The organism is Micromonospora sp. BQ32 (assembly GCF_059358895.1).
Genome location: NZ_JCADBI010000004.1, coordinates 291026 through 310333 on the forward strand (window position 1 = coordinate 291026; position 19308 = coordinate 310333).

Sequence of the window (19308 nt, forward strand, 5' to 3'; positions counted from 1 at the left end):
CAGGGGTGGACAGCGAGTCGGGCTGCCCACCCCTGGCATCGGGTCAGTAGCGACGCAGGATGCGCTTGTCCGCGTCCAAGCGGTGGTCGAGTTTGATCACGATGAACTCGTTGTTGTCCGCTTGGCCCGCCGTTCGGCCCGCCGAGGACGGGAAGTTGTTGTCGTTGAGGACGGCAAGCGTGCGGTCGTCGAGGATCACCACGTCCTCGATCGTCTGGAAGGGGAACGTGAACGTGTCACCGAACCCGCCGACGTGCCGGGGGTTGGCGATGTTCATCAGGTCGGCGACAAGCCTCTTGTCGATCAGGCCGTCGCGATTCCGATCGCGCTTGTCGGCAATATAGATCTTCTTGACCTTTGCCGTCTCGCCCTGGCCGTTGTCTCGCTCGATGATCAGGAAACGGTCGCCGTCAACCATGATGGCATCACCGATCGCGTGAGCAGGAGAGTCGAGCGCGTAGGCCCAGCGTCGGCCGGTGTAGGCGTTGGTCCTGGTGTCGAACTCGTTGAGCCGCAGAGTGCCCACAGGGTCGCCCGTGACCGTGCCCTCAAGCAACGGGTAGAGCGTGCGACCGTCTGGGGATTGGGCCATACCCTCGAAGCCCTTGCTGCTGGCGAGATTGGCCAAGGTCGCGCCGCGGTCCGGGTTTTCGGGGGCGAACACGCCCGGCAGCGGCACCGGTGCCTGTAGCAGGCGGCCCGCCCGGTCGAAGTGCAACAGGTACGGGCCGAATTCATCCCCGAGCCAGTACGTGCCGTCCGTCGTCCGGGTGATCGACTCGACGTCGAAGTCGGCGCCGGTGAGAACGCGGTCGGCACGAGTGAGGGGGAACGGCACCTTGCCGTACGGGTCGGTCAGGTTGATGCCACCAACCACGTCCACGGCGCCGGTGGCGAAATCGGGCGCGATCCGCTGAACACGCAACACGAAGTCGGCACTGTTGGCCTTGTTGCCGAAGCCGTTGTCGGACAGCACGTCGAAGGTACCGTCGGTGTTGCGGAGAACGCCGCTGAACCCCTGGATCGGTTGGTCGGCGAACGGCGGAATGATCCCATTGATGGGAGCAATGCCGAGCGATGAGCCGGACGGTTCGCTGCCGGGCACGAAGGTCGTTGCCGGCAGCGCGGCGAACGTCACCAACTCGGCCCGGTCCCACGTGCTCCGCTCGGCCGCAGACGCGGCGCCCGGCAGCGTCAGGGTCAGGGCGACCACCGCGGCACCCAGGCCAACCCGCTTGCTTACTGCCATCAATCCTCATCTCTTCACGTAGGAGCAGGACGTTCTCGGTCGAGATCCGATGGCACGGTAGAGCGACGCGGTGAATTCGAACTAGCCACAGGGGAATACACGCGCAACGTGCGGCCACCTTCTCGGCGATCCCGACTCTCCACGCTGGCGGTCAGTGAGGCAGCGGGGGCAGCGTCGGGCTGGCGAGCCAGGCGGCGAATAGATCGCCCAGGGGTTCGCGGCTGAAGCGCTGGGCGTGCGACAGGATCTGCTCGGAGTGACATGCGTACGACCTCGACCTCGTCGGCCGGTCGCAGGGGATTCACCTACGACGGCCGGATGCGCCCCCGGGAGCCGGTTATTCGTCACACAACCTCGGCCAACCGGCCAGGGCGGCACCTAGGCGACTCGCACGGCCGTGGGCGTTCCGGCGGGGCAGATGACGAGCAGGCAGCTCTCGACCCGTACGTCGTCGATGACGGGGCCGAAGGCGTCCACCGTGGTGCTGGCGAACTGCAGAATCGTGGAAGTGGAGAGGACGTTGGTGAAATAGAACGTCCGGTACACGTATCCCATGTCGGATGGCGTGTGGCCGGCGGTGTCGAAGGAGAAGCTGTCGACGGTATGGCCGTTGGCCGTGACCTTGCCCGTCACGACGAGCGGGCCGTTGTCGGGGTTGCCGGCGAGGGCGTAGCTCACTCGATAGGTGGTGAGCAGCTTCGTGGGCAAGGTGCGGGCGACCGCACCGGCGCTGAACCCGTTGAGGTCGAGTGACTGGTTGCCTTCTGCGGCCTCCCAGTCGCGTGTCAGGCCGACGGTGCCGGTCGTGACGGTCCACGGGCCGAGCTGCTGGCCGGCGGCGAACTCGACGAAGTCGTTGGTGATGGCGGGGCTCTCGAAACCGTCGGCGAAGACGGTGGCCGCCACGGCTGGACCAGCAGAGAGGGCGGTGAGGAGGACGGACAGCGCCACCGTCAGCGCCGCGCCGATGGCAGTGCGATGGGTACGTGGACGTTTCGTTGCCATGCTTGTCCTTCCGAAGTCGGCATCGGCGGCGGCCGTGCCCGGGACTTCGTTCCACGGACCTGACACCGGACGCTGGAAAATCGATGCCCTTCAGTGACGCTACGGTGACGCCGCAAATGCTCGCAAGGCTCTTTAATTCCCATAAGCCAGCCATAATCTGACAACGGTTGAGTACCGGAGGGTCTTGACATCCACTTCCCCCGACAGGGTTGCCGTCGGGCAGCGAATGCGTGTCCGCAGTACGGGCCTGACCCCGGGTACGGATTGTGAATCATCGCGGTAGGTGCCCGTTTTCGCGGGAGAACGCCACCTGCTTGGGCCGGGACAGGGCGGGCGGACCTTGCGGGGCCGGCGCCAAGAGCGCCGGCCCCACTGTGGTCGACCTGCTCAGGCGCGGAAGAAGGTGCACTGGAAGGCCATGTCGTCCACCCGGACGGCACCGCTGCCACCGAGCAGGGAGACCCGGATGAAGACCTGGGTCGGACCGTTCGCGTAGCTGGCCACGTCATGCCGCCGCCAGACGGTGTCGGTGATCCGGACGGTGCGCAGCGCGAGGTAGGTCCAGCCCGCCGGATCGATCACCTCGACGTTGAGCACCGCCGGCCCGCTGACCGCCCGGACGAAGAACCCGCCGCCGCAGGTGGTGGAGTGCCCGGCGGTACGCGGCCGCACGGTGAGCAGCTTGCCCACCCCGGACCAGCCGCCGGTCGAGGTCGTGAGGATGGCGTTGTTCGAACCGGACCGGGCTGTTCCCGCACCCAGCTCGAAGGCTCCGCTCCCGACGCCGGAGCGGTGGAACTCCCACACCGCTGCCGGATCCCCCTCGAACCCGTCGGTGTGCTGCCAGAGGTCCGCCTGGGCGGGGCCGACGGCCACGCTCAGGGCCACCGTCGTCGCCATGACGGCCGCGGCGGTGAGGCGTGCGGCTCTGGTGAATGCGGTTCTCATCCCTGTCTCCTTCGCTCGTCGCCGCTCGTCACGGCGCGCCGTAGATGACGACCTGGTACGTGTTGATCGCCTCTCCCACCGGCTGATGCCAGGTTCGCGGCGTGGAGTTGCATTGGCTGCCGTTCCGGTTGGCGTGCGAGTTCAGCCCGTACGCGGTGTTGGTGGCGAAGAGCGGCCCACCGCTGTCGCCGCCGAGGGTGCAGATGTTGGTCTCGACCATCTGGCGTACGGTGCCGCCCGCGCCGTTGACCGTCACGTTGGTTCTCAGCACGGTGCCGCACCGGAATCCGGTGGTCTTGCCCGAGTTGCAGACCGACAGCCCGCTCACGGCCGTCGCCCAACCGTGGATGCTGCGGCTTGTGTTGTTCCACAGGTTGATGACGCCGGTCGCCCAGACCGACGAACCGTTCATCCAGATGAGGCCGTAGTCGTTCTCCGGATAGTTGCTCTCCAGAGACGGCCCGACGTCCTGCCCATTGGGCAGTGTCCAGTGCGGGAAGCCCTGGGTGCAGTGGCCGGCCGTGATGATGTAATTGAAGGTGAAGTCGGTGGCGGTGAAGCCGACCGAGCAGCCGCCCAACGCGTCCCCGCTGGAGATCCCGACGTTCGGCTGGATCTGGCCGGCGCTGGTCTCGAACCGGACCGCCGCGCCGAACTTGCGCGCCACCGAGCGTTGCGCGGCGTTCTTCGCCCCCGACGCCGGCAGGCTCACCACCACCTGGTTGGTCTCCGGGTCCACCCCCCAGGTCGTGTTCGGTTCACTCGCCGCGGCCTCCAGCGTCCGCTGGATGGTCTGGAGTTGCCGTTCGCCACGAGCGACGAGGCGCGCCTTCGCGCCAGCGGCGGTCACCTTCGCGGCAGCCGCGGCGTCGGTGACCGTGACGACGAGGTCGCCGTCGGACAGGTACGCGCCGCCCGAGCTGGCACCCAGCTGGGTGGTCAACTGGTTGGCGAGTCGCACATTGGCGTTCTCGGCACTGAGCAGCTTCTCGGCGGCATCCCGGCTGATGCCCCGCTGCTCGGCGATCGCCTCGGCCATGTCCGCCGCCCGGTCCGCCCGGGCCCCGTCGGCGACGCCGCCGGCGGAAGCCAGGGCTGCCCGGCCATCGGTGCGGGCCGGATCCGCCGCGCCCCCGGGCTGGGCCGGTCGCTCGACCGGCCCAGCCGCTGCGGCCGTCGGGACGAAGGCCACCGACGCCACGACGGCGAGTGCCATTGCGAGCAGGGACCTGCGGCTTGGTCTTTTCGTACGCGGGTGGCTGACAACACGTTCTGACATTCACCGCTCCCATCACGAGGGGACTGGTCGGCCAGGTCAGGAGCCGGACGGCCCGGACCAGGCGGCAATCCTCGCAATCGGGAGGGGGCCGCGAGTGGGATGTTGGACGCGACTGGACATGGCTGGACACGGCCGGCACCTGGCTCCGGAGGTGCTGGGCGATGATCCCGGCCGCGGGTACCGCCACTGGCGGACGGAACGGGGCACCGGCCGTCGGAACGGATCAGTGTTGGAAGGGGCTGTATCTGCGCGTTGCCGTTCAGGCGGCGGCGCTTGTCTTAACAAATGGGATATCAACCCCGTCGGCGTTGCGTTGACCAGGGCTCTCTTTTCGGTGGCCTCTTCGACGGGGCTCGAACGAGTAGATGTGGCGTGTCCACAGTGATCCCATGCGGTCATGTTGGTTGTTCAGACTCGTACCAACGTGCAAGCCCAGTGCATCCCGTTGCCGGTGCTGGTCAGCGCGATGACATCGGTGGGCGGTACTCCTGCCTGGCAGGCCCGCGGCCGAAAGCAAACAACCGGTCGACGCTGCCGTCGAGCGTGAGACCGGCGCGCGTGCACCACGCGCGGGCGCTCGGGAGCAGCCGTACCGGACCCGGAGGTCAGGCCCTCATTGCGGGGCCACGAAGAGGGTTGCGAGGGCGAAATATCGGAGAACTTCCGGAGACAAGGAGCGCTGAAAAGGCACAGCTGTACAGGCCGTCGACATTGTCACTAGGGCGTTCTAACGGCTAGTCTGGGCCGATCCGGCGATCGAACTTCGCCGAAACTTTCGACGAGGCTACCGTTACGGAGAAGCGAAATGACGACCGCAACAAAGAGCCCGTCAGCGGCCGGGCCCCACGGCGGCGAAGTGCCCGGCCGGCTGATCCGGAACCCGGTTCTTCCCGGCTTCAACCCCGACCCGTCGATCTTGCGCGTCGGCACCGATTACTACATCGCGACGTCGACCTTCGAGTGGTACCCCGGCGTCCGGCTGCACCACTCGACCGACCTGGTGCACTGGCGCCCGCTCGGTGGCGTCCTCACCGAGCGGCGGCTCCTCGACCTCACCGGAGCAGGTGACTCGAACGGCGTGTGGGCGCCCAATCTGTCCTATGTGGACGGTGAGTTCCATCTCCTGTACGCGGACGTGGCAAGCTTCGCCAGCGGGTACTGGGATCCGCAGAACTATCTGGTGACCGCGCGCGACCTTGCCGGGCCCTGGTCGGACCCGGTGGTACTGCATGGGCGCGGGTTCGACCCGGCGCTGTTCCACGACGAGGACGGCACATCCTGGATGCTGTCGATGGCTGCCGACTGGCGGCCGGGCCGTAATCGGTTCGCGGGCATTGAGATCCAGCAGTACGACCGCGAGGCCCGTCGCCTCGTCGGCACCGAGCGGACAATTTTCCACGGAACCACTGCCGGCGTCACCGAGGCTCCGCATGTGTACCAAAAGGACGGCTGGTACTACCTGCTGACCGCGGAGGGCGGCACCTCCTGGACGCATCAGGTGACAATTGCCCGCTCCCGTAGCCTCTTCGGGCCGTACGAGGCCCATCCGGCCGGCCCGATGCTCACCTCGTCCGGCCGTCCCGAGCTGGAGCTGCAGAAGGCCGGTCACGGCAGCCTCGTGTCCACGCCGGACGGGCGTTGGTACCTGGCGCATCTGACGGCCCGGCCGTACACGCCCCTCGGCCGGTGCGTGCTCGGCCGGGAGACCGCCATCCAGGCGGTGCAATGGCCGGAGGGGGAGTGGCCGCGCGTCGAGGACGGGATACCGGCGGTGATCGTACCCGTGCCGGGCGGAGCTGAGCCGGCAGAGGATCTGGCGGAGGAGCGGGACGACTTCACCGAGTCGGTGCTCGGCCCCGAGTGGTCGACGCTGCGCCGTCCCGCCAGTGCGGACTGGGTGGATCTGACCTCGCGGCCCTCGTTCCTGCGGATTCACGGCGGCCAGTCGCCGGTCGGCCGGCGGAGTCCGAGCCTGGTCGCGCGTCGCGTGACCTCGAAGCAGTGCGAGCTGACCGCCGACATGCACTTCGAGCCGGCCAACTTCCGCCAGCTTGCCGGCGTCACCGCCTACTACAACACCCGCAACTGGCACTACGCCTATGTGACCGCCGACGACGACGGCCAGCGGGTGCTTGAGGTGATGTCGTCCGAGAACGGTCGGCGTGTCATGCACGACGCCTGCCGCGTCGATCTGCCGGGCGCGGACGACATCACGCTGCGGGTCACCTTCGACGGTCCGCGTGTCACGTTCGCCTATCAACTGGCCGGCGCGGCGCGCTGGGTCGACCTGCCGGCGGAGCTCGACGCCACCATCTTGTCCGACGAGTACGCCGCGACCCTCGTGGATGGTGAGCCTGAGGGCTGGGGCTTCACCGGCGCGTTCGTGGGCCTGTGGGTTCAGGACCTGGGCGCCGAGGGCGGATACGCGGACTTCGACTGGGCCTCGTACCGCCACTGGTGAGCAGCCGCCGGCGCGTGCAGTAGCCGCGTCTGCCCGCGTAGCCGGGCGTGCGCGCCGTCCAGCGGTGCCACGCCCGGCTGCCGTTTCTCGGTCGATCGGCGGGGTGCCGGTGACGTCGGAGTCGCGGCCTGACCGGCGGGTCCGGTCGGGGTCGGCGCCGGCCGGATCGTGATCCCGCCGGTCGCGGACGCGGTGCGGTCGTGCAGCCCACGCCGACCGGTGAGACCGAGCTGGTGCTGAACTCTTGGCCCCTGGCGAGAGCGATGATGATGACCATCGTTGGTACTGCGGGGGGCCAGGGACTGAGAAGGGGTGCGGCGCGTGGACATATAGTCGACGTACGTCGATCAACTGAACGGGGGATCACCGTGACGACACAGTTGTCCAAGGCCACCGCAGTACCGGGTCCGGCCGGGCATCCGCTCCTCGGCATGTTGCCGGCGCTCCGCGACGACCTGCTGGGATCGATCCTGGACGGCTTCCACACCTACGGCGACGTGGTGGCTTACCACGTCGGGCTGCCTCGGGGGCCACGTGCCGTCAGCGTCGACGTGGTGAACGTGCACCACCCCGACGGCATCCATCAGATCCTCACCACGCCCCAGGTCTTCAGCCGCCGCGCGAGCGCGTACGAAATCCTTCGGGAGTTCATCGGTGAGGGCCTGCTGACCAGCGACGGCGACCGTTGGCTGCATCAGCGGCGGACGCTGCAACCGCTGTTCACGCCGCGCCGGGTGGCCCGCTATACCGAGCTGATGGCCGAGGAGGCGGCCCGTGTCGTCGACGATATGGCGGTCACCACGGGATCCGTCGTGGACCTGTACCAAGTCATGCAGCGCTACACGATGCGGGTGGTCGGCCGGGCGCTGTTCGGCGACGACATCGACGAGGTCGTCCCCCGTCTGCAGGAGCTCATGCCCATTCTGGGCGACCTCGCGCTGGCGCGTGCCCTTCAGGTTGTCAAGCTGCCGCTGAGCTGGCCGACTCCGCGGTCCCGCCGGATCACACAGGTACGCGCGGCCCAGTACGAGATCGTCGACCGCATCATTGCCGCCCGACAGCGAACCGGCGGCGAGGAGAACGAGGACATGCTCGGCCGGTTGTTCACGGCCAAGGATCCGGAGACCGGGCAGACGCTGTCCATGGAGGAGATCCGGGATCAGATCCTGGTGTTCCTGCTGGCCGGGCATGAGACGACCTCGGCCGGGCTGGCCTTCACCATGCACCTGCTGGGTCGGCATCCCGAGGTGCAGGAACGGGTCGCGGCCGGGATCGGCGCGGGCGACCAGGAACTGGTGCGAGCTGCGGCCATGGAAGGCATGCGGCTGTACCCGCCCGTGTACAGCATGGAGCGGATGACCGAGACCGACGTCGTCGTCTCCGGACACCGCATTCCGGCCAATACCAAGGTGGTAGTTGCTCCCTGGGTCACGCACCGGCATCCGGAATTCTGGCCCGACCCCGAGCGCTTCGAGCCCGACCGGTTCCTCGGGCAGCAGGATCGGCCGCGCTACGCCTACTTTCCCTTCGGTGGCGGGCCGCGCAGTTGCATCGGGGAACACTTCGCGCTGTTGGAGATGACGGTACTGCTGAGCGCGTTGCTCGCCCGTTACCGCGTCGAGGCGCCCGACGAGCGGCTGGAGGTCGTACCCATGGTCACTCTGCGTCCGGCTGGCGCGGTCCGGGCCACGCTGACCGTCCGGTGAACTGATGCCCTGGCTGATCCGGACAGGATCAGCCAGGGCACCGGTTCGGTTCGGGCGTCCGGCGGTCGCTACGTGACTCGCGTCCCGTCACCCGTCGCGACGGGCGTCGGCTCAATGGCAGGCGAAGCGGCAGCCACTACGGCGGGCTGAGGTTCGGCGGCAGGTTTCCGGGATCTGGCGAACCGGCGCATCATCGGCCGTTCCACGCCGATGTGAAGCAACGATGCGAGGCCGAGCGTCACCAGGTAGGCGCCGACCATCACGGCCAGCGCAGCGGGGACACCGAAGCCGCTCGGAGACATGTTGCCGGCGCCATACAACACCAGGATGTGGATGAGGTAGAAGGCGAAGGACGTGTCGCCCAGCCAGCCGGCGACCCGTCCGCGCAGCGGTGAGCGGTGCCCCTCGACGTCCGCCCGCGCCGCGGCGGCCACCAGCAGCGCGAGCGGGATGACCATGGCCGCGACCACCGAGTAGAGCAGCGGCACGACCTCGGAGATGCCGTAGAAGGCCAGCGTGACAAGTGCGACGGCGGGCAGGCTCAGCCTGATCCACAGCCCTCGCATGACGAGCTGGGCGATGACGATCCCGAGGACGAAGTCCAGCATCCGGATCAACGGAAACTGTTGGACGAACCAGAACTGCGGAAATGCCGCGTCCGCGTAGGTGTACGTCGGCTCGGCCGGAAGGAACGCCGTGGAGAAGGCGGGTGCGACAAGCATCGCGGCGACGATGCCACCCGCCATCGACCAGAGCCAGGTAGCGGAGAGCTTTCGGATGCCGGCGAGCAACCATGGGAACGATGCGTAGAAGAAGATCTCACAGCTCAGCGACCAGCTCGGCGGATTGACTCCGTTGAAGATGAACTCGTTCGGAATCCAGCTCTGCACCAACGTGACGTTCGCCAGCGTCGGCCACAGCGGCGCGCCCCCTCGTACCAGGATCAGAAGAACGATGAACACGGCACAGACGACCAGGTGGTTCGGCAGGATCCGGGCGGCCCGGCGGCGCCAGAACCGGCGATTCGGCTCGTGGTCGGGAGCCGACCAGGTCAGGACGAAACCGCTGAGGATGAAGAAGAAGCCGAGCGCGGCGGATCCGGTACGGCTGAGAGCCGTGTACCACCAGTCGTCGACCCGCTCGTCGGCGAAGAAGCCGAACAGCGTCGTGTGGGAGAAGAACACCGTGACCGCGGCGATCCCCCGCAAACCGTTGAGCGTCGGCAGCTGCCGGGCCATACGTCCCGCCTGCTGTGTCATCGGCGGCCACCCTCCGTCGTTTCGGACACTTCCTGTCTGCGTACCGGCCGGCGCGTCCGGAACGCCTCCTCCGCGATGTCGGCCGCGCGCCGTACGCCGTCCAACTCCGCGATCTGGCGTTTGTAGTGCTGCGCCTTCGCGCGGTAGGCAGGGTCGCCGGTCACCTTGTCGATGGCCGCCCGCAGCCGCGCCGGAGTCACCTTGTGCACCGGGATGAACTCGCCCGCGCCGAGGTACTTGAGCCGGGCGGCCACGCCCGGCTGGTCGTTTCCCACGGGCAGCGCGACCATCGGCACGCCATGGGCGAGCGCTTCCAGTGCGGTGTTGATTCCGGCGTGCGTGATGACGAGAGACGCCCGTGCCAGCAGGTCGAGCTGTGGCGCGTACCGGACCACGATCGGGTTTCCGGCAAGGTTTGTCGGCGGCTCGACGTCCGTGCTGCCGAGGGAGATGACCAGTTGTGCGTCGAGTCCGGCGCAAGCCGTGGCGATCGCCTGGAATATGTGCGGCAGGCGGTTCTGGAGGGTACCCATCGACGCGTAGATCAACGGACGGTCGTCGAGCTGCTCCCACGGGAATGAGACCGGCTCGGTGCTGTCCTCGTCGTGGAACGGCCCGGTGTAGTGGAACGAGTCCGGCAGTCGGGTGCGTGGGAAGTCGAAGAACGGCGGCTGCTGAGTGATCTGGGCAAGATCCGAGCCGTCGTTCACACCGTTGACGGGCGGCAGGCCCCACGCGGCGCGACTTTCGTTGATCCGTTGCAGCACCGGCCGGATGACCCAGGCGATCACCTGGTCACCCAGGATGTTGCGCACCCGCGCGAGCAGCGAAGGATGGTACGGCCACGCCGTCATGAACGGCGGCACACCGGGCTCGGTGTTCAGCGCCAACGCGTTGCACACGTTCACGACCGGAATGTCGAGGTGTTCCGCGACGGAGTTGCCAGCGCCGTAGACCTGGTCCACCAGCAGCGCGTCCATGCCGTGCCTCTTCACCAGGACCGGCAGATCCCGCAGGAGAACCTCGACCTCGCGCACGTACCCGCGGACGATGAAACGTATCGCGGCCAGGCCGGTCAGCCGGCCCTGCTCCTCGGAGAAGCGCGCCAGTGAGCCAACCGGAAACTCGCGCTCGCCGATCGGTGCGAAGTCGAACCCGGCCGTGAACGACTTCGTTCCGGCGTCCGGCAGGGAAACCAGGGTGACCCGGTGGCCCCGCCGAAGTAGTTCTCTGCCGAGCGTGGCCATCGGACTGAGCTGGCCGGTGTAGTCGGGAACCACGAGTCCGATGTGGAGCATGGTCGGGGCAGGCACGTGTCGCTCCCTTGCTGGGTTCATACCACCGTCGTCAGGCACGACGGATGTATCGAAAACTCGGCCGGGGTGTATCCGACGATCTCGCCGTCGACCTCTACCGGCAGCGGGCTGTCCGCGTCGACGCTCACGGTGCGGACCTCCTGCCGGTGGATCGCCGGATGCCCCGCAGCGGCACCGCGGAACACCTGCCACATCAACCCGGCCACGCCGATGCGGCCGACACCCGCCACCCGCACCGCGTCCAGGTATCCCGCCGGCGGGGGCTGGGTACGGCCGAAGGTCAGCCCACCGGCGAAGTACGGCACCTTGAGCACGGCGAGATTGGTGATGCTCTGGTTGAACGGTTCGCCGTCGAGTTCCAACCGCACCGCGACGGGCCGCCAGCGGGCCAGCGTCCGGATGCTCGACGCCGTCTCGGCGAGTTGGAGGTTGAGCCGCTTGAGCACCCGGTTGACCGGTGTTTTCTCGGTGAACCGCTGTCCGATCACGCTGATCAGCCCGACCGTGCAACTGGCGAGAAAGTACCGGTGGCCTCGCGTGCCGTCGGGTCGGGTGAAGGTCACCGTACCGACGTCGGTCTCCCGGTCGCGGGTGCGGTCGAGCAGGCCACCGAGGTCGGTGACCGGCTGCCGGCCGCGAGCGAAGTCGTTGCAGGTACCGGCCGGCACGTACGCCAGCCGTACCTTCTCCCCGCCGCCCTCCAGCACCCCGTTGGCAACCTCGGACAGCGTGCCGTCGCCGCCGATCGCCACCACGGTGCCGTACCCGTCCTCGACTGCCTGCCGCCCGAGGGCGATGCCGTGCCCGGGATAGCGGGTGGACCAGCACTCCGCCCCGGGTAGTTCCGCGGCGATCCGCTGCACGATCGTGCCCCTGCGCTGGACCCCGGACGTGGGGTTGATGATGCAGACGACCGGGTCGATCTCATCGGCTGCCATGCGCCTGCTCCATCTCCAGGTCCGCCATGGCGTGGCTCAGCGCCTCCGCGAAGCCGTACCGGGGTGAATAGCCGACCGACCGGATCCGGCCGACGTCGTACCGCATTCCCCCGGCGACGGACCGAACCGCGTAGCGGGTGAGTAGCGGTCGGCCGGATCGGATGCCGATGCCGGCCATCCCGGCGAGTTCGGACAGGGCTCCCGCGGCCAGGGCCGCGCTGAAGGGGATCGAGGAGGTCGGCGGCCTTGCCCCGATCCGTTCGGCCACCGAGGCGAACAGCTGCCCCAGGGTCAGGCCGTACGAGTCACCGACGATGAACCGGCCACCGGCGCAGCGGGGAGTGGTGCCGGCGAGCACGATCGCGTCGGCCAGGTTCGCGCTGTACGTCAACTCGATCGGGGGTACGCCGCGGTCGAACTGGACGAGCTTGTTGGCGCGCAGCCCGCGCACGAGCTCGGGCAGGAAGTTGCGGTCGCCGGGGCCGAAGACCCAGGCGGGGTACACCACAGTTACCTCAAGACCGTTGCCGTGGTACGACCACGCCAGGTCCTCGCCGGCAGCTTTCGACAGTGGGTAGGGGTATCGCGGCACGCGCCGCGTCGACGCCTCGTCGATGATTTTTGCGGCGTTGAAACCGAAGACGTCGACGGTGCTCAGATAGACGAATCGGGAGACGCCGCAGCGCCGCGCCTCGTCCAGCACCGCCCGGGTGCCGTCCCGGTTCACCTGCCAGATGCGAGGGCCAGGTCGCCAGTCGGTCAGATCGGCGGCCGCGTGCACCACGAGTTCGACGTCCGCGCAGGAGCCGCGCAGCGACTCCGGGTCGGTCAGGTCACCGCGGTGCGCCGTGTACGTCGCGTGGTCCGGCGCAGGTGCCCGCACCAGCCCGCGTACCGACCAGCCCTCTTCCCGCAGGGCGGCGGCGACCGCGCGGCCGACGCAGCCGGTGACACCGGTCACCAGCGCGAGACCAGACCCCATCACGAACCCCCCGACAGCAGGGCACGCAGGTCGGCGAGCAACGACCCGGCCGGGTCGAGTGTCCGCATGTGCATCAGCAGGTTCCGCAGTTCCTGGCGCCTGCCTGACTCATCGAAGAGCAGCAGTTCCGGACCGGCGACGAGGTGTCCAACGCGGAGGGGATACAGCCCGCGTTGCGACAGCGCCCGGGAGCACGCCTCCGCGTCGGCTGGATCGACCGCGTACAGCAGCTCGAATTCGCCCCACTCGGCGGCAGCCGAACACCACCGAGGCAGGCGCGCCGAGTCGGCGACGGCGGAGACGATCGGCGCGTACACCTCGTCGCGCAGCACCACCTCGGCACCCAGGCCGTTGAGGTCGGCGAGGCTGACCGCCGCGCTCAACAGACCGTCGCTGGTATCGATGCACGCCCGGGCGTAGCGGCGCAGTGGCTCGCGCGCGGCCACCCGTGCCTCAGGCAGCCACGGCTGACCTGCCCCCGTACCGTCCAGTGCCAAGGCACGGAATCCGACCGCGTTGCCGGCTCCGATCGGGCCGGTCACATACAGCGCGTCGCCGGGTCGAGCACCCATCCGGCTCAGGACGGATCCGCGTGGGACGGTTCCCAGGGCGCACGAGGTGAAGCTTTCCTCGTTGGCCCAGTTGGTGTCGCCGCCCACGATGTGGCAGCCGTACCGCTCGGCGGCCTCGGATGCGCCGCGCCCGAACTCGCGGGCATCCTCGAGGGTCCAACTGTCTGGGCGCAGCGAGCAGGAGACCAGCACGGCGACCGGGTCGGCGGCCACCGCGGCGAGGTCGCTGACGCTGACGGTGGTGGTCAACCATCCCTTCGCGTACGGCGTGGCGGCGGTAGCCAGTTCGGCGCCGTCGTTCAACGTGTCGACCGTGACCGCCAGGAGCCCGGCGGTACCCAGATCGAGTAGTTCGGCATCGGCCTCGAAGGCGTTGTTGAGTTGCCGAGGCGACCGGGTCATGCACTCGCGCATCGCGTTGATCAGGCTGCCCTCGGCCCCGTTCAGGAACAGCCGGTCCCCGGCGGTAGAGGTCATGTCACGCCTGCCGGGAGGACTGGGTCGCACGCAGCGTCAGCTCCAGGAAGGCCATCATCGGAACGGTGGCGACGAGGAAGAGCGTCGGTTGGTGCAGCGCGCCGAGCGACAGGAAGAACAGTGTGGTCGCCCGGATGAACCAGACCAGCGCCTCGTACGCCCGGGTCTCTGGCGCCCGGTTGAGTGTCACGAGGCTCTGCGTGAACCCGAGCGCAGACGCGACGAGCAGCACCCAGAAGGCGATCTCGGCGTAGGCACCCGCGCGATCGGCGTCCGCCACGGCGAATATGCCCGCCGCTATCACCGCCACAACCGGGAATATGACGGCAATCCGGCTGGAGGCCCTGGTGCCGATGGCCACCGGCAGCGTGCGATAGCCCGCGACCCGGTCGCCCTCGATGTCCTTGAAGTACCCGACGAGGCAGAACCCGCTGAACACGACCGCGACGAGCGCGGTCTGGAACCAGGTCACCGCCGGGATGTCGAGCCACCCTGCGTCGGGTCGGACGGCCACGGCGCCGAGCACCGTGAACAGCGCCATGTCGACGCCATTGACGAGATTGCCCAGCATGGGGATGCGTTTGGTCCAGGAGTAGACCAGGTGCCCACCGATCGCGATGACACTCCAGAGCGCCAGCGTCGGTGCGACCACGACGGCCACCACCATCAGGGCTGCGGACAGCGTGAGCGTCAACGCCAAGCCGATGTGGGGGTTAATCAGCCCCGTGACGAACGGGCGGTCCGGAGCATTGACCGCGTCGGCCTCGCGGTCGAACCAGTCGTTGATGACCACGCCGACGCCGTATCCCAGCGTGCAGAACAGCAGCCCGATCACGATACTCGCGGCGCTGGCCCCGGCCTGCGGCGCTGTCATGCCGACCAGACCTGCCGACAGTGAGAAGGGCACGAAGTGGAAGCGCCACATCCGCGCCCAGGCAACGACCAGATCCCGGGTCCTGACTGCGGGTTCGAGCTGGTTGACGGTCATTGGTCCTCCAGGGACATCAGGTCGCCGACCTCGGCGAACGCGGCGACGACGCGCTTGAGCTGCTCCGGTGTGTGCGTGGTGGAGAAGCTCGCCCGCAACCGGGGCGAAGCCGCCGGGGGGATGACCGCGTTGACATACACGCCGCGGTCCAGCAGGTTGCGCCACGCGAGCAGGGTCTGCTGCACGCCGTCGAGCCGTACCGACACGATCGGCGTTTCGCTCAGGATCGGGTCGTAGCCCAGGGCCGTAAGCTCGCGACGCACGTACGACGCGTTCTCTACCGCCTGCCGGCACAGCCACGGCTCCGCCCGCAGGATGCGCAACGCGGCGTACGCGGCGGCTAGGCTGGCCGGTGGGGCGGATGCGCTGAAGATGAGGCTGCGTGCGTGGTGGCGCAGGTACTCGATGACGTTCTTCGGGCCGAGCACAGCACCGCCGATCGACGCCAGCGACTTGCTGAAGGTGACCGTGACGAGGTCGACCTCATCGGTGACGCCGAAGTGCGCGCTGGTGCCCCGGCCATCGGCCAGCACGCCGATGCCGTGTGCGTCATCGACGAGCAGGCGGGCGCCGTACTGGCGGCACAGCCGTACCACCTCGGTCAGCGGGCACAGGTCGCCGGCCATCGAGTACACCCCGTCCACGACGACCAACCGGCCGGCGTCCGAGGGGCTGGCTGCCAACTGTCGCTCCAGGTCGTCCATGTCGTTGTGGGCGAACCGTCGGGTCTTGGCCCGGCTCATGCCGCAGCCGTCGTAGACCGAGGCGTGCGCTTCGCGGTCGAGGATGACCACGTCGTGACGCGACAGCAGCGATGCGATCACCCCGACGTTTGCCTGGTAGCCGGTCGGAAACACCAGTGCCGCCGGCATGCCGAGGAAGTCGGCCAGATCCTGCTCCAGTTCATCGTGCAGTGGCGTATTGCCGTTGAGCAGCCGCGAGCCCGTGCGCGACGTGCCGTACTCTTCGATCGCCGCCTGCGCCGCCGCTTTCACGCGCGGGTCAGAGGTCAGCCCGAGGTAGTTGTTCGAGCCGCACATGAGGATGTCGCCGTCGATTGTCTGCGCGACGGTCGCGTCCTGCCCCTCGAAGGGAATGAAGTACGGGTAAAGCCCGGCTGCGCGAGCTTCCTGGCTCTCGGTGTATGACTGGCAGCGACCGAAGATATCCACTGTCACCACGGTTCGCGAAACCCCTCTCATCTGGTGCCCCGTGTGCATCGGGCCGTTTAGCGGACCTGCTGCTCCAGTAGTCGGCAAAATCGCTCTAGACAGTGGCGCGCCGGCGATCGAGATCGGCCAGCACGTAGCCGTCGTGCGGTGGGAGGTGGGCGGTCGTCTCTCCCATCGCTGGTGCCGCCAGCTCGTAGGCTGAGCCAGCACAGGACGCCGCGGCTCGACGGTGAGCCGCAGCGCGAGGGCGTTCCTCGTCCCGGGCAGAGTGGTGGCGGCTTGGTCGTGGAAGACGGCCGGAGGTGCTATTTGATGCGCCTGGCCCGGCCGTACCGTCCGACGAGCGGCGGCACCGACGCGGCTCCCGGCCTTGGAGACGCCGCCGGGTGCGATGCCGGCGTTCTGCTGGCATCGTCGTCTGACCATTCTGGAGTTCGGGTGCGATCCGGGCGACCGCGGTCTGCAATCCGGTCCATGGTTGCCAAACACTGGCCAACATCAGGAAAATAGGCTCGTGCAGATCGGCGCTAGCCTTGTCGTCCTGTTCCGCAGCTTGTTCCGCAGCATTCCTCGGGATCCAAGGCAGAAGTCCAGCGATGCGGCGCTATAGCAGTGCAGGAAAAATGGCATTGCGGTGGCAGCGCATGGATCATTAGTCCCCCCGTTCCGCTGTCTGCATTCACCAGCGGCGATCGCTTGACGATCTCTCTGGAGCAGGATGCTACGCCGGATCCGCAGCGCGAGTCCAGTCCACTTTGGGCATCGGATCCCCCCGACCGCCGCGCCCGCGCCGCCTTCCAGGTGGCTCGCGCCAGGTGGCAAGCGAGAGGGCGAGACCAAGGGCCATCTCAGCCCGAGAGGCAAGATCAACGAATAGTCGCCAGTGAAAGTTGTCTCACACCGGGGGATCGAGGTGGCTCGCTTGCTGGGTGATCTGGCCGGGATGGCCGTGAGCGCTCGCCTTTGTCCCATTTAGTGTGTGACCGGAGTGGCCGGCGAACTTCCGAGTGGATGTGGATAATGGTCGATCGTGGCGCATCGCAGCAGACTTTCGACGATCCTGATTGACGTACCACGTGGTGAGGCGCCTGCGGCTGCCGCCTTCTGGTCGAAAGCCCTCGGCGTGCCTGCACGTGCAGTTCCCGATGAACAGCAGTTCACCTCCCTGCGCGGCGCGCTACCCGGGCTGGTTCTGGCGGTACAAGCCGTGGATGACCAAGCTCGATACCACGTCGACATCGAGACCGACGACGTTGAGGCGGAAGCCCGCCGGCTGATCGCCCTCGGCGCCGTCGAGGTCGGCCGCTGGCTGGAGTGCATCACCTTACGGGCTCCGGGCGGCCACCTCCTCTGCGTCATTCCGTGTCACCTCGATCCGGAGACCTTTGAGTCTCTCTCTCAGGCGTGGGAATAGACGCGCGGACGGCGGCGGCAGCAACTCTCCAGTGGGTCTCGATGGTCCGCTGGGCTCAGCGGTGGGTGGAGTGATGTCGACCGGCCAGGCGTAGGTCGACGATTTTGTTCACAATCGGGAACCGTTCGAAGGGCTGCCACCACGCTGCCGAGATGATGATTTCGGTCAACCGTTGCTTCAGCAGCATTTGATCTTCCGGGTTGGTGTCGGCCCACGTCTGCTGGACGAGGCGGAAGTAGCTGCTGTAGTTGTGCTTGCTCCTGGCTAGAGCGGTCTGGTCAAGGACCGGGAATATGCACGGGCTGAGGAAGTGGGCAAGCTTCGACGGAAACACCGCTGACCCGTTTCGGGTCGGCTCGACTTTCGCTGCAAGGTCCGGTAACGCGCGAACATCAGTCCACAGGACGGTGGTGACATCTTCATCGAGCCGCGGGACGACAAAGGGTGGCCGAGATGTCGCGTAGTTCGTCGCGGCGCTGCCGAAAGTGTTGAATGAGGGCTAGGGAGGTTGCGCTGCCGGTGGCTTTCCGACCGTGTGGCCACGACAGGGTGGTGGTCCATCACTCGTCGGTGAACGTGCCGTCGGTGATCGCCCATCGCTCACGGTGGAAAGCGTCGTGCAGGTCCACCGGCCAGCCACACCGAGTTTTCCAAAACCTGGCACCGTCGTCGAACTCGCGCAGCGGATTGCCCGTCATCGACGCAGGATACCGGCGATGAGTTCGCGCCGTGGTCGCCGGATTTCGGGGCCGGGTCGGTGGAACGCCACTCCGGCTACGGCCGGTGGTCGCAGTTGAACTGTGCCGTCTTACCTACAACGACTAGGTGGCCGGTAGCGGCGGGGCGCGTCCCAAGGGATGCGCAGCACGCGGTGAGGCCCGCGAGCCACGCACTACTTCGATCGCGGCGCAGCCTCAACAGATTCGAGTCAGTCTGATGTCCGGGAACGCTTGTACGCGCTTCGATTTGACGTACCGTCTGGCGGCTGACCCGGCGTGGGTGTGTGCGTGTCCGTCGCCTGTGGATGGCTGTTGTGCTCTACAACTACTCTTGCACTCGCAGCATTTCCATCGATGCCGAATGTGATCAAGGGGCGTGGGGGTTGTCGAGCCGACAGGTTGCTTGGGGTGCGGGTACCGCGGTAGCGCTGGGCGCGGCGAACAGTGCGGTGATCAATGAGTTGCACGGTGGTTGGCCGTGGTGGGTTGCTGCAGGCACGGTGACCCTGGTTGGGACGGTGCTGGCGGCCCGGATGGCGCATGGCTCCGCGGATGGTGAAGGCTCGGTGGAGGTGCAGGACGGCGGTGTGTACGCGGGCCGAAACATCGCTGGGCGGATACGTACTCGACACGATCCAGTCTCACGCCCCGCCTCGCGGGCGGGGGCCTGGTGGCGGATCGGGCGCGGCGCTGTGGCCGCCGGTGGGAACATAACCAAGACTGCGGACATCGACACCACTGGTGGCCGCGACAGCGGCACCACCTCGGATCTTGGCCGATAGCGGTGGGCCATTCCTGGCAATTGGCCCCCAAGGCGGTAGCT

The 19308-nt window shown here is 67.7% G+C and carries 16 protein-coding genes; 3 read left to right on the top strand and 13 right to left on the bottom strand.

The annotated features are described in order from the left end of the window. Positions 1-43: 43 nt before the first annotated feature. The 4 genes from AC5L30_RS10880 to AC5L30_RS10895 form a co-directional block, all read right to left on the bottom strand. Positions 44-1249 (bottom strand): esterase-like activity of phytase family protein, encoded by a 1206-nt coding sequence (locus tag AC5L30_RS10880; protein ID WP_494866882.1) that lies wholly within the window; start codon positions 1247-1249, stop codon positions 44-46. A 378-nt stretch (positions 1250-1627) separates the two neighbouring features. Continuing rightward, positions 1628-2254: a DUF642 domain-containing protein gene (locus tag AC5L30_RS10885; RefSeq protein ID WP_494866883.1), complete on the bottom strand. Its 627-nt coding sequence runs from the start codon at positions 2252-2254 to the stop codon at positions 1628-1630. A gap of 387 nt (positions 2255-2641) precedes the next feature. Next, the gene (locus tag AC5L30_RS10890) at positions 2642-3202 is read right to left on the bottom strand and encodes a hypothetical protein (RefSeq protein WP_494866884.1); all 561 of its coding nucleotides are present in this window, start codon (positions 3200-3202) and stop codon (positions 2642-2644) included. Positions 3203-3230: 28 nt separating this feature from the next. Then, positions 3231-4418 carry a S1 family peptidase gene (locus AC5L30_RS10895; RefSeq protein WP_494866885.1) on the bottom strand — a complete coding sequence of 396 codons (1188 nt, stop codon included), beginning with the start codon at positions 4416-4418 and terminating at the stop codon, positions 3231-3233. Between the two features lie 868 nt (positions 4419-5286). On the opposite strand from AC5L30_RS10895, the gene AC5L30_RS10900 reads away from it, so the two are divergent. Then, the gene (locus AC5L30_RS10900; RefSeq protein WP_494866886.1) at positions 5287-6942 is read left to right on the top strand and encodes a glycoside hydrolase family 43 protein; all 1656 of its coding nucleotides are present in this window, start codon (positions 5287-5289) and stop codon (positions 6940-6942) included. A 200-nt stretch (positions 6943-7142) separates the two neighbouring features. Continuing rightward, complete coding sequence (locus AC5L30_RS10905) at positions 7143-8648, top strand: cytochrome P450 (RefSeq protein WP_494866887.1); 1506 nt, start codon at positions 7143-7145, stop codon at positions 8646-8648. 68 nt (positions 8649-8716) lie between these two features. Here the strand turns inward: AC5L30_RS10905 and AC5L30_RS10910 are convergent, their stop codons facing one another. The 7 genes from AC5L30_RS10910 to AC5L30_RS10940 are packed head-to-tail and all read right to left on the bottom strand — an operon-like array spanning position 8717 to position 16352. Further along, entirely contained in the window at positions 8717-9907 is a 1191-nt protein-coding gene (locus AC5L30_RS10910) for an acyltransferase family protein (RefSeq protein ID WP_494866889.1), read from the bottom strand. Beyond that, on the bottom strand, positions 9904-11220 hold the full coding sequence (locus tag AC5L30_RS10915; RefSeq protein WP_494866890.1) for a glycosyltransferase: 1317 nt from the start codon (positions 11218-11220) through the stop codon (positions 9904-9906). The genes AC5L30_RS10910 and AC5L30_RS10915 overlap by 4 nt, the downstream gene beginning before the upstream one ends. Before the next feature lie 20 nt (positions 11221-11240). Further along, the gene (locus AC5L30_RS10920) at positions 11241-12161 is read right to left on the bottom strand and encodes a diacylglycerol/lipid kinase family protein (protein WP_494866892.1); all 921 of its coding nucleotides are present in this window, start codon (positions 12159-12161) and stop codon (positions 11241-11243) included. Continuing rightward, positions 12148-13143, bottom strand: a complete 996-nt coding sequence (locus tag AC5L30_RS10925) for an NAD-dependent epimerase/dehydratase family protein (protein ID WP_494866893.1) — start codon at positions 13141-13143, stop codon at positions 12148-12150. Before AC5L30_RS10925 ends, AC5L30_RS10920 begins: the two co-directional genes overlap by 14 nt. Next, the gene (locus AC5L30_RS10930; protein WP_494866895.1) at positions 13143-14192 is read right to left on the bottom strand and encodes a thiamine-phosphate kinase; all 1050 of its coding nucleotides are present in this window, start codon (positions 14190-14192) and stop codon (positions 13143-13145) included. The genes AC5L30_RS10925 and AC5L30_RS10930 overlap by 1 nt, the downstream gene beginning before the upstream one ends. Before the next feature lies 1 nt (position 14193). Then, entirely contained in the window at positions 14194-15180 is a 987-nt protein-coding gene (locus tag AC5L30_RS10935) for a UbiA prenyltransferase family protein (protein ID WP_494866897.1), read from the bottom strand. Next, the gene (locus AC5L30_RS10940) at positions 15177-16352 is read right to left on the bottom strand and encodes an aminotransferase class I/II-fold pyridoxal phosphate-dependent enzyme (RefSeq protein ID WP_494866899.1); all 1176 of its coding nucleotides are present in this window, start codon (positions 16350-16352) and stop codon (positions 15177-15179) included. Before AC5L30_RS10940 ends, AC5L30_RS10935 begins: the two co-directional genes overlap by 4 nt. A 1030-nt stretch (positions 16353-17382) precedes the next feature. Here AC5L30_RS10940 and AC5L30_RS10945 point away from each other — a divergent pair. After that, positions 17383-17766: a VOC family protein gene (locus tag AC5L30_RS10945; RefSeq protein WP_494866901.1), complete on the top strand. Its 384-nt coding sequence runs from the start codon at positions 17383-17385 to the stop codon at positions 17764-17766. Positions 17767-17821: 55 nt separating this feature from the next. On the opposite strand, the gene AC5L30_RS10950 is transcribed toward AC5L30_RS10945, so the two are convergent. Both AC5L30_RS10950 and AC5L30_RS10955 read right to left on the bottom strand, forming a co-directional pair. Beyond that, complete coding sequence (locus AC5L30_RS10950) at positions 17822-18100, bottom strand: hypothetical protein (RefSeq protein ID WP_494866902.1); 279 nt, start codon at positions 18098-18100, stop codon at positions 17822-17824. Between the two features lie 226 nt (positions 18101-18326). Beyond that, the gene (locus AC5L30_RS10955; RefSeq protein WP_494866904.1) at positions 18327-18464 is read right to left on the bottom strand and encodes a hypothetical protein; all 138 of its coding nucleotides are present in this window, start codon (positions 18462-18464) and stop codon (positions 18327-18329) included. Positions 18465-19308 lie beyond the last annotated feature (844 nt).

Coding starts and splice junctions, on each gene's coding strand:
- AC5L30_RS10880 (WP_494866882.1), bottom strand. CDS start 1,249: ATGGCAGTAAGCAAGCGGGTTGGCCTGGGTGCCGCGGTGGTCGCCCTG.
- AC5L30_RS10885 (WP_494866883.1), bottom strand. CDS start 2,254: ATGGCAACGAAACGTCCACGTACCCATCGCACTGCCATCGGCGCGGCG.
- AC5L30_RS10890 (WP_494866884.1), bottom strand. CDS start 3,202: ATGAGAACCGCATTCACCAGAGCCGCACGCCTCACCGCCGCGGCCGTC.
- AC5L30_RS10895 (WP_494866885.1), bottom strand. CDS start 4,418: ATGGCACTCGCCGTCGTGGCGTCGGTGGCCTTCGTCCCGACGGCCGCA.
- AC5L30_RS10900 (WP_494866886.1), top strand. CDS start 5,287: ATGACGACCGCAACAAAGAGCCCGTCAGCGGCCGGGCCCCACGGCGGC.
- AC5L30_RS10910 (WP_494866889.1), bottom strand. CDS start 9,907: ATGACACAGCAGGCGGGACGTATGGCCCGGCAGCTGCCGACGCTCAAC.
- AC5L30_RS10920 (WP_494866892.1), bottom strand. CDS start 12,161: ATGGCAGCCGATGAGATCGACCCGGTCGTCTGCATCATCAACCCCACG.
- AC5L30_RS10925 (WP_494866893.1), bottom strand. CDS start 13,143: ATGGGGTCTGGTCTCGCGCTGGTGACCGGTGTCACCGGCTGCGTCGGC.
- AC5L30_RS10930 (WP_494866895.1), bottom strand. CDS start 14,192: ATGACCTCTACCGCCGGGGACCGGCTGTTCCTGAACGGGGCCGAGGGC.
- AC5L30_RS10935 (WP_494866897.1), bottom strand. CDS start 15,180: ATGACCGTCAACCAGCTCGAACCCGCAGTCAGGACCCGGGATCTGGTC.
- AC5L30_RS10955 (WP_494866904.1), bottom strand. CDS start 18,464: ATGACGGGCAATCCGCTGCGCGAGTTCGACGACGGTGCCAGGTTTTGG.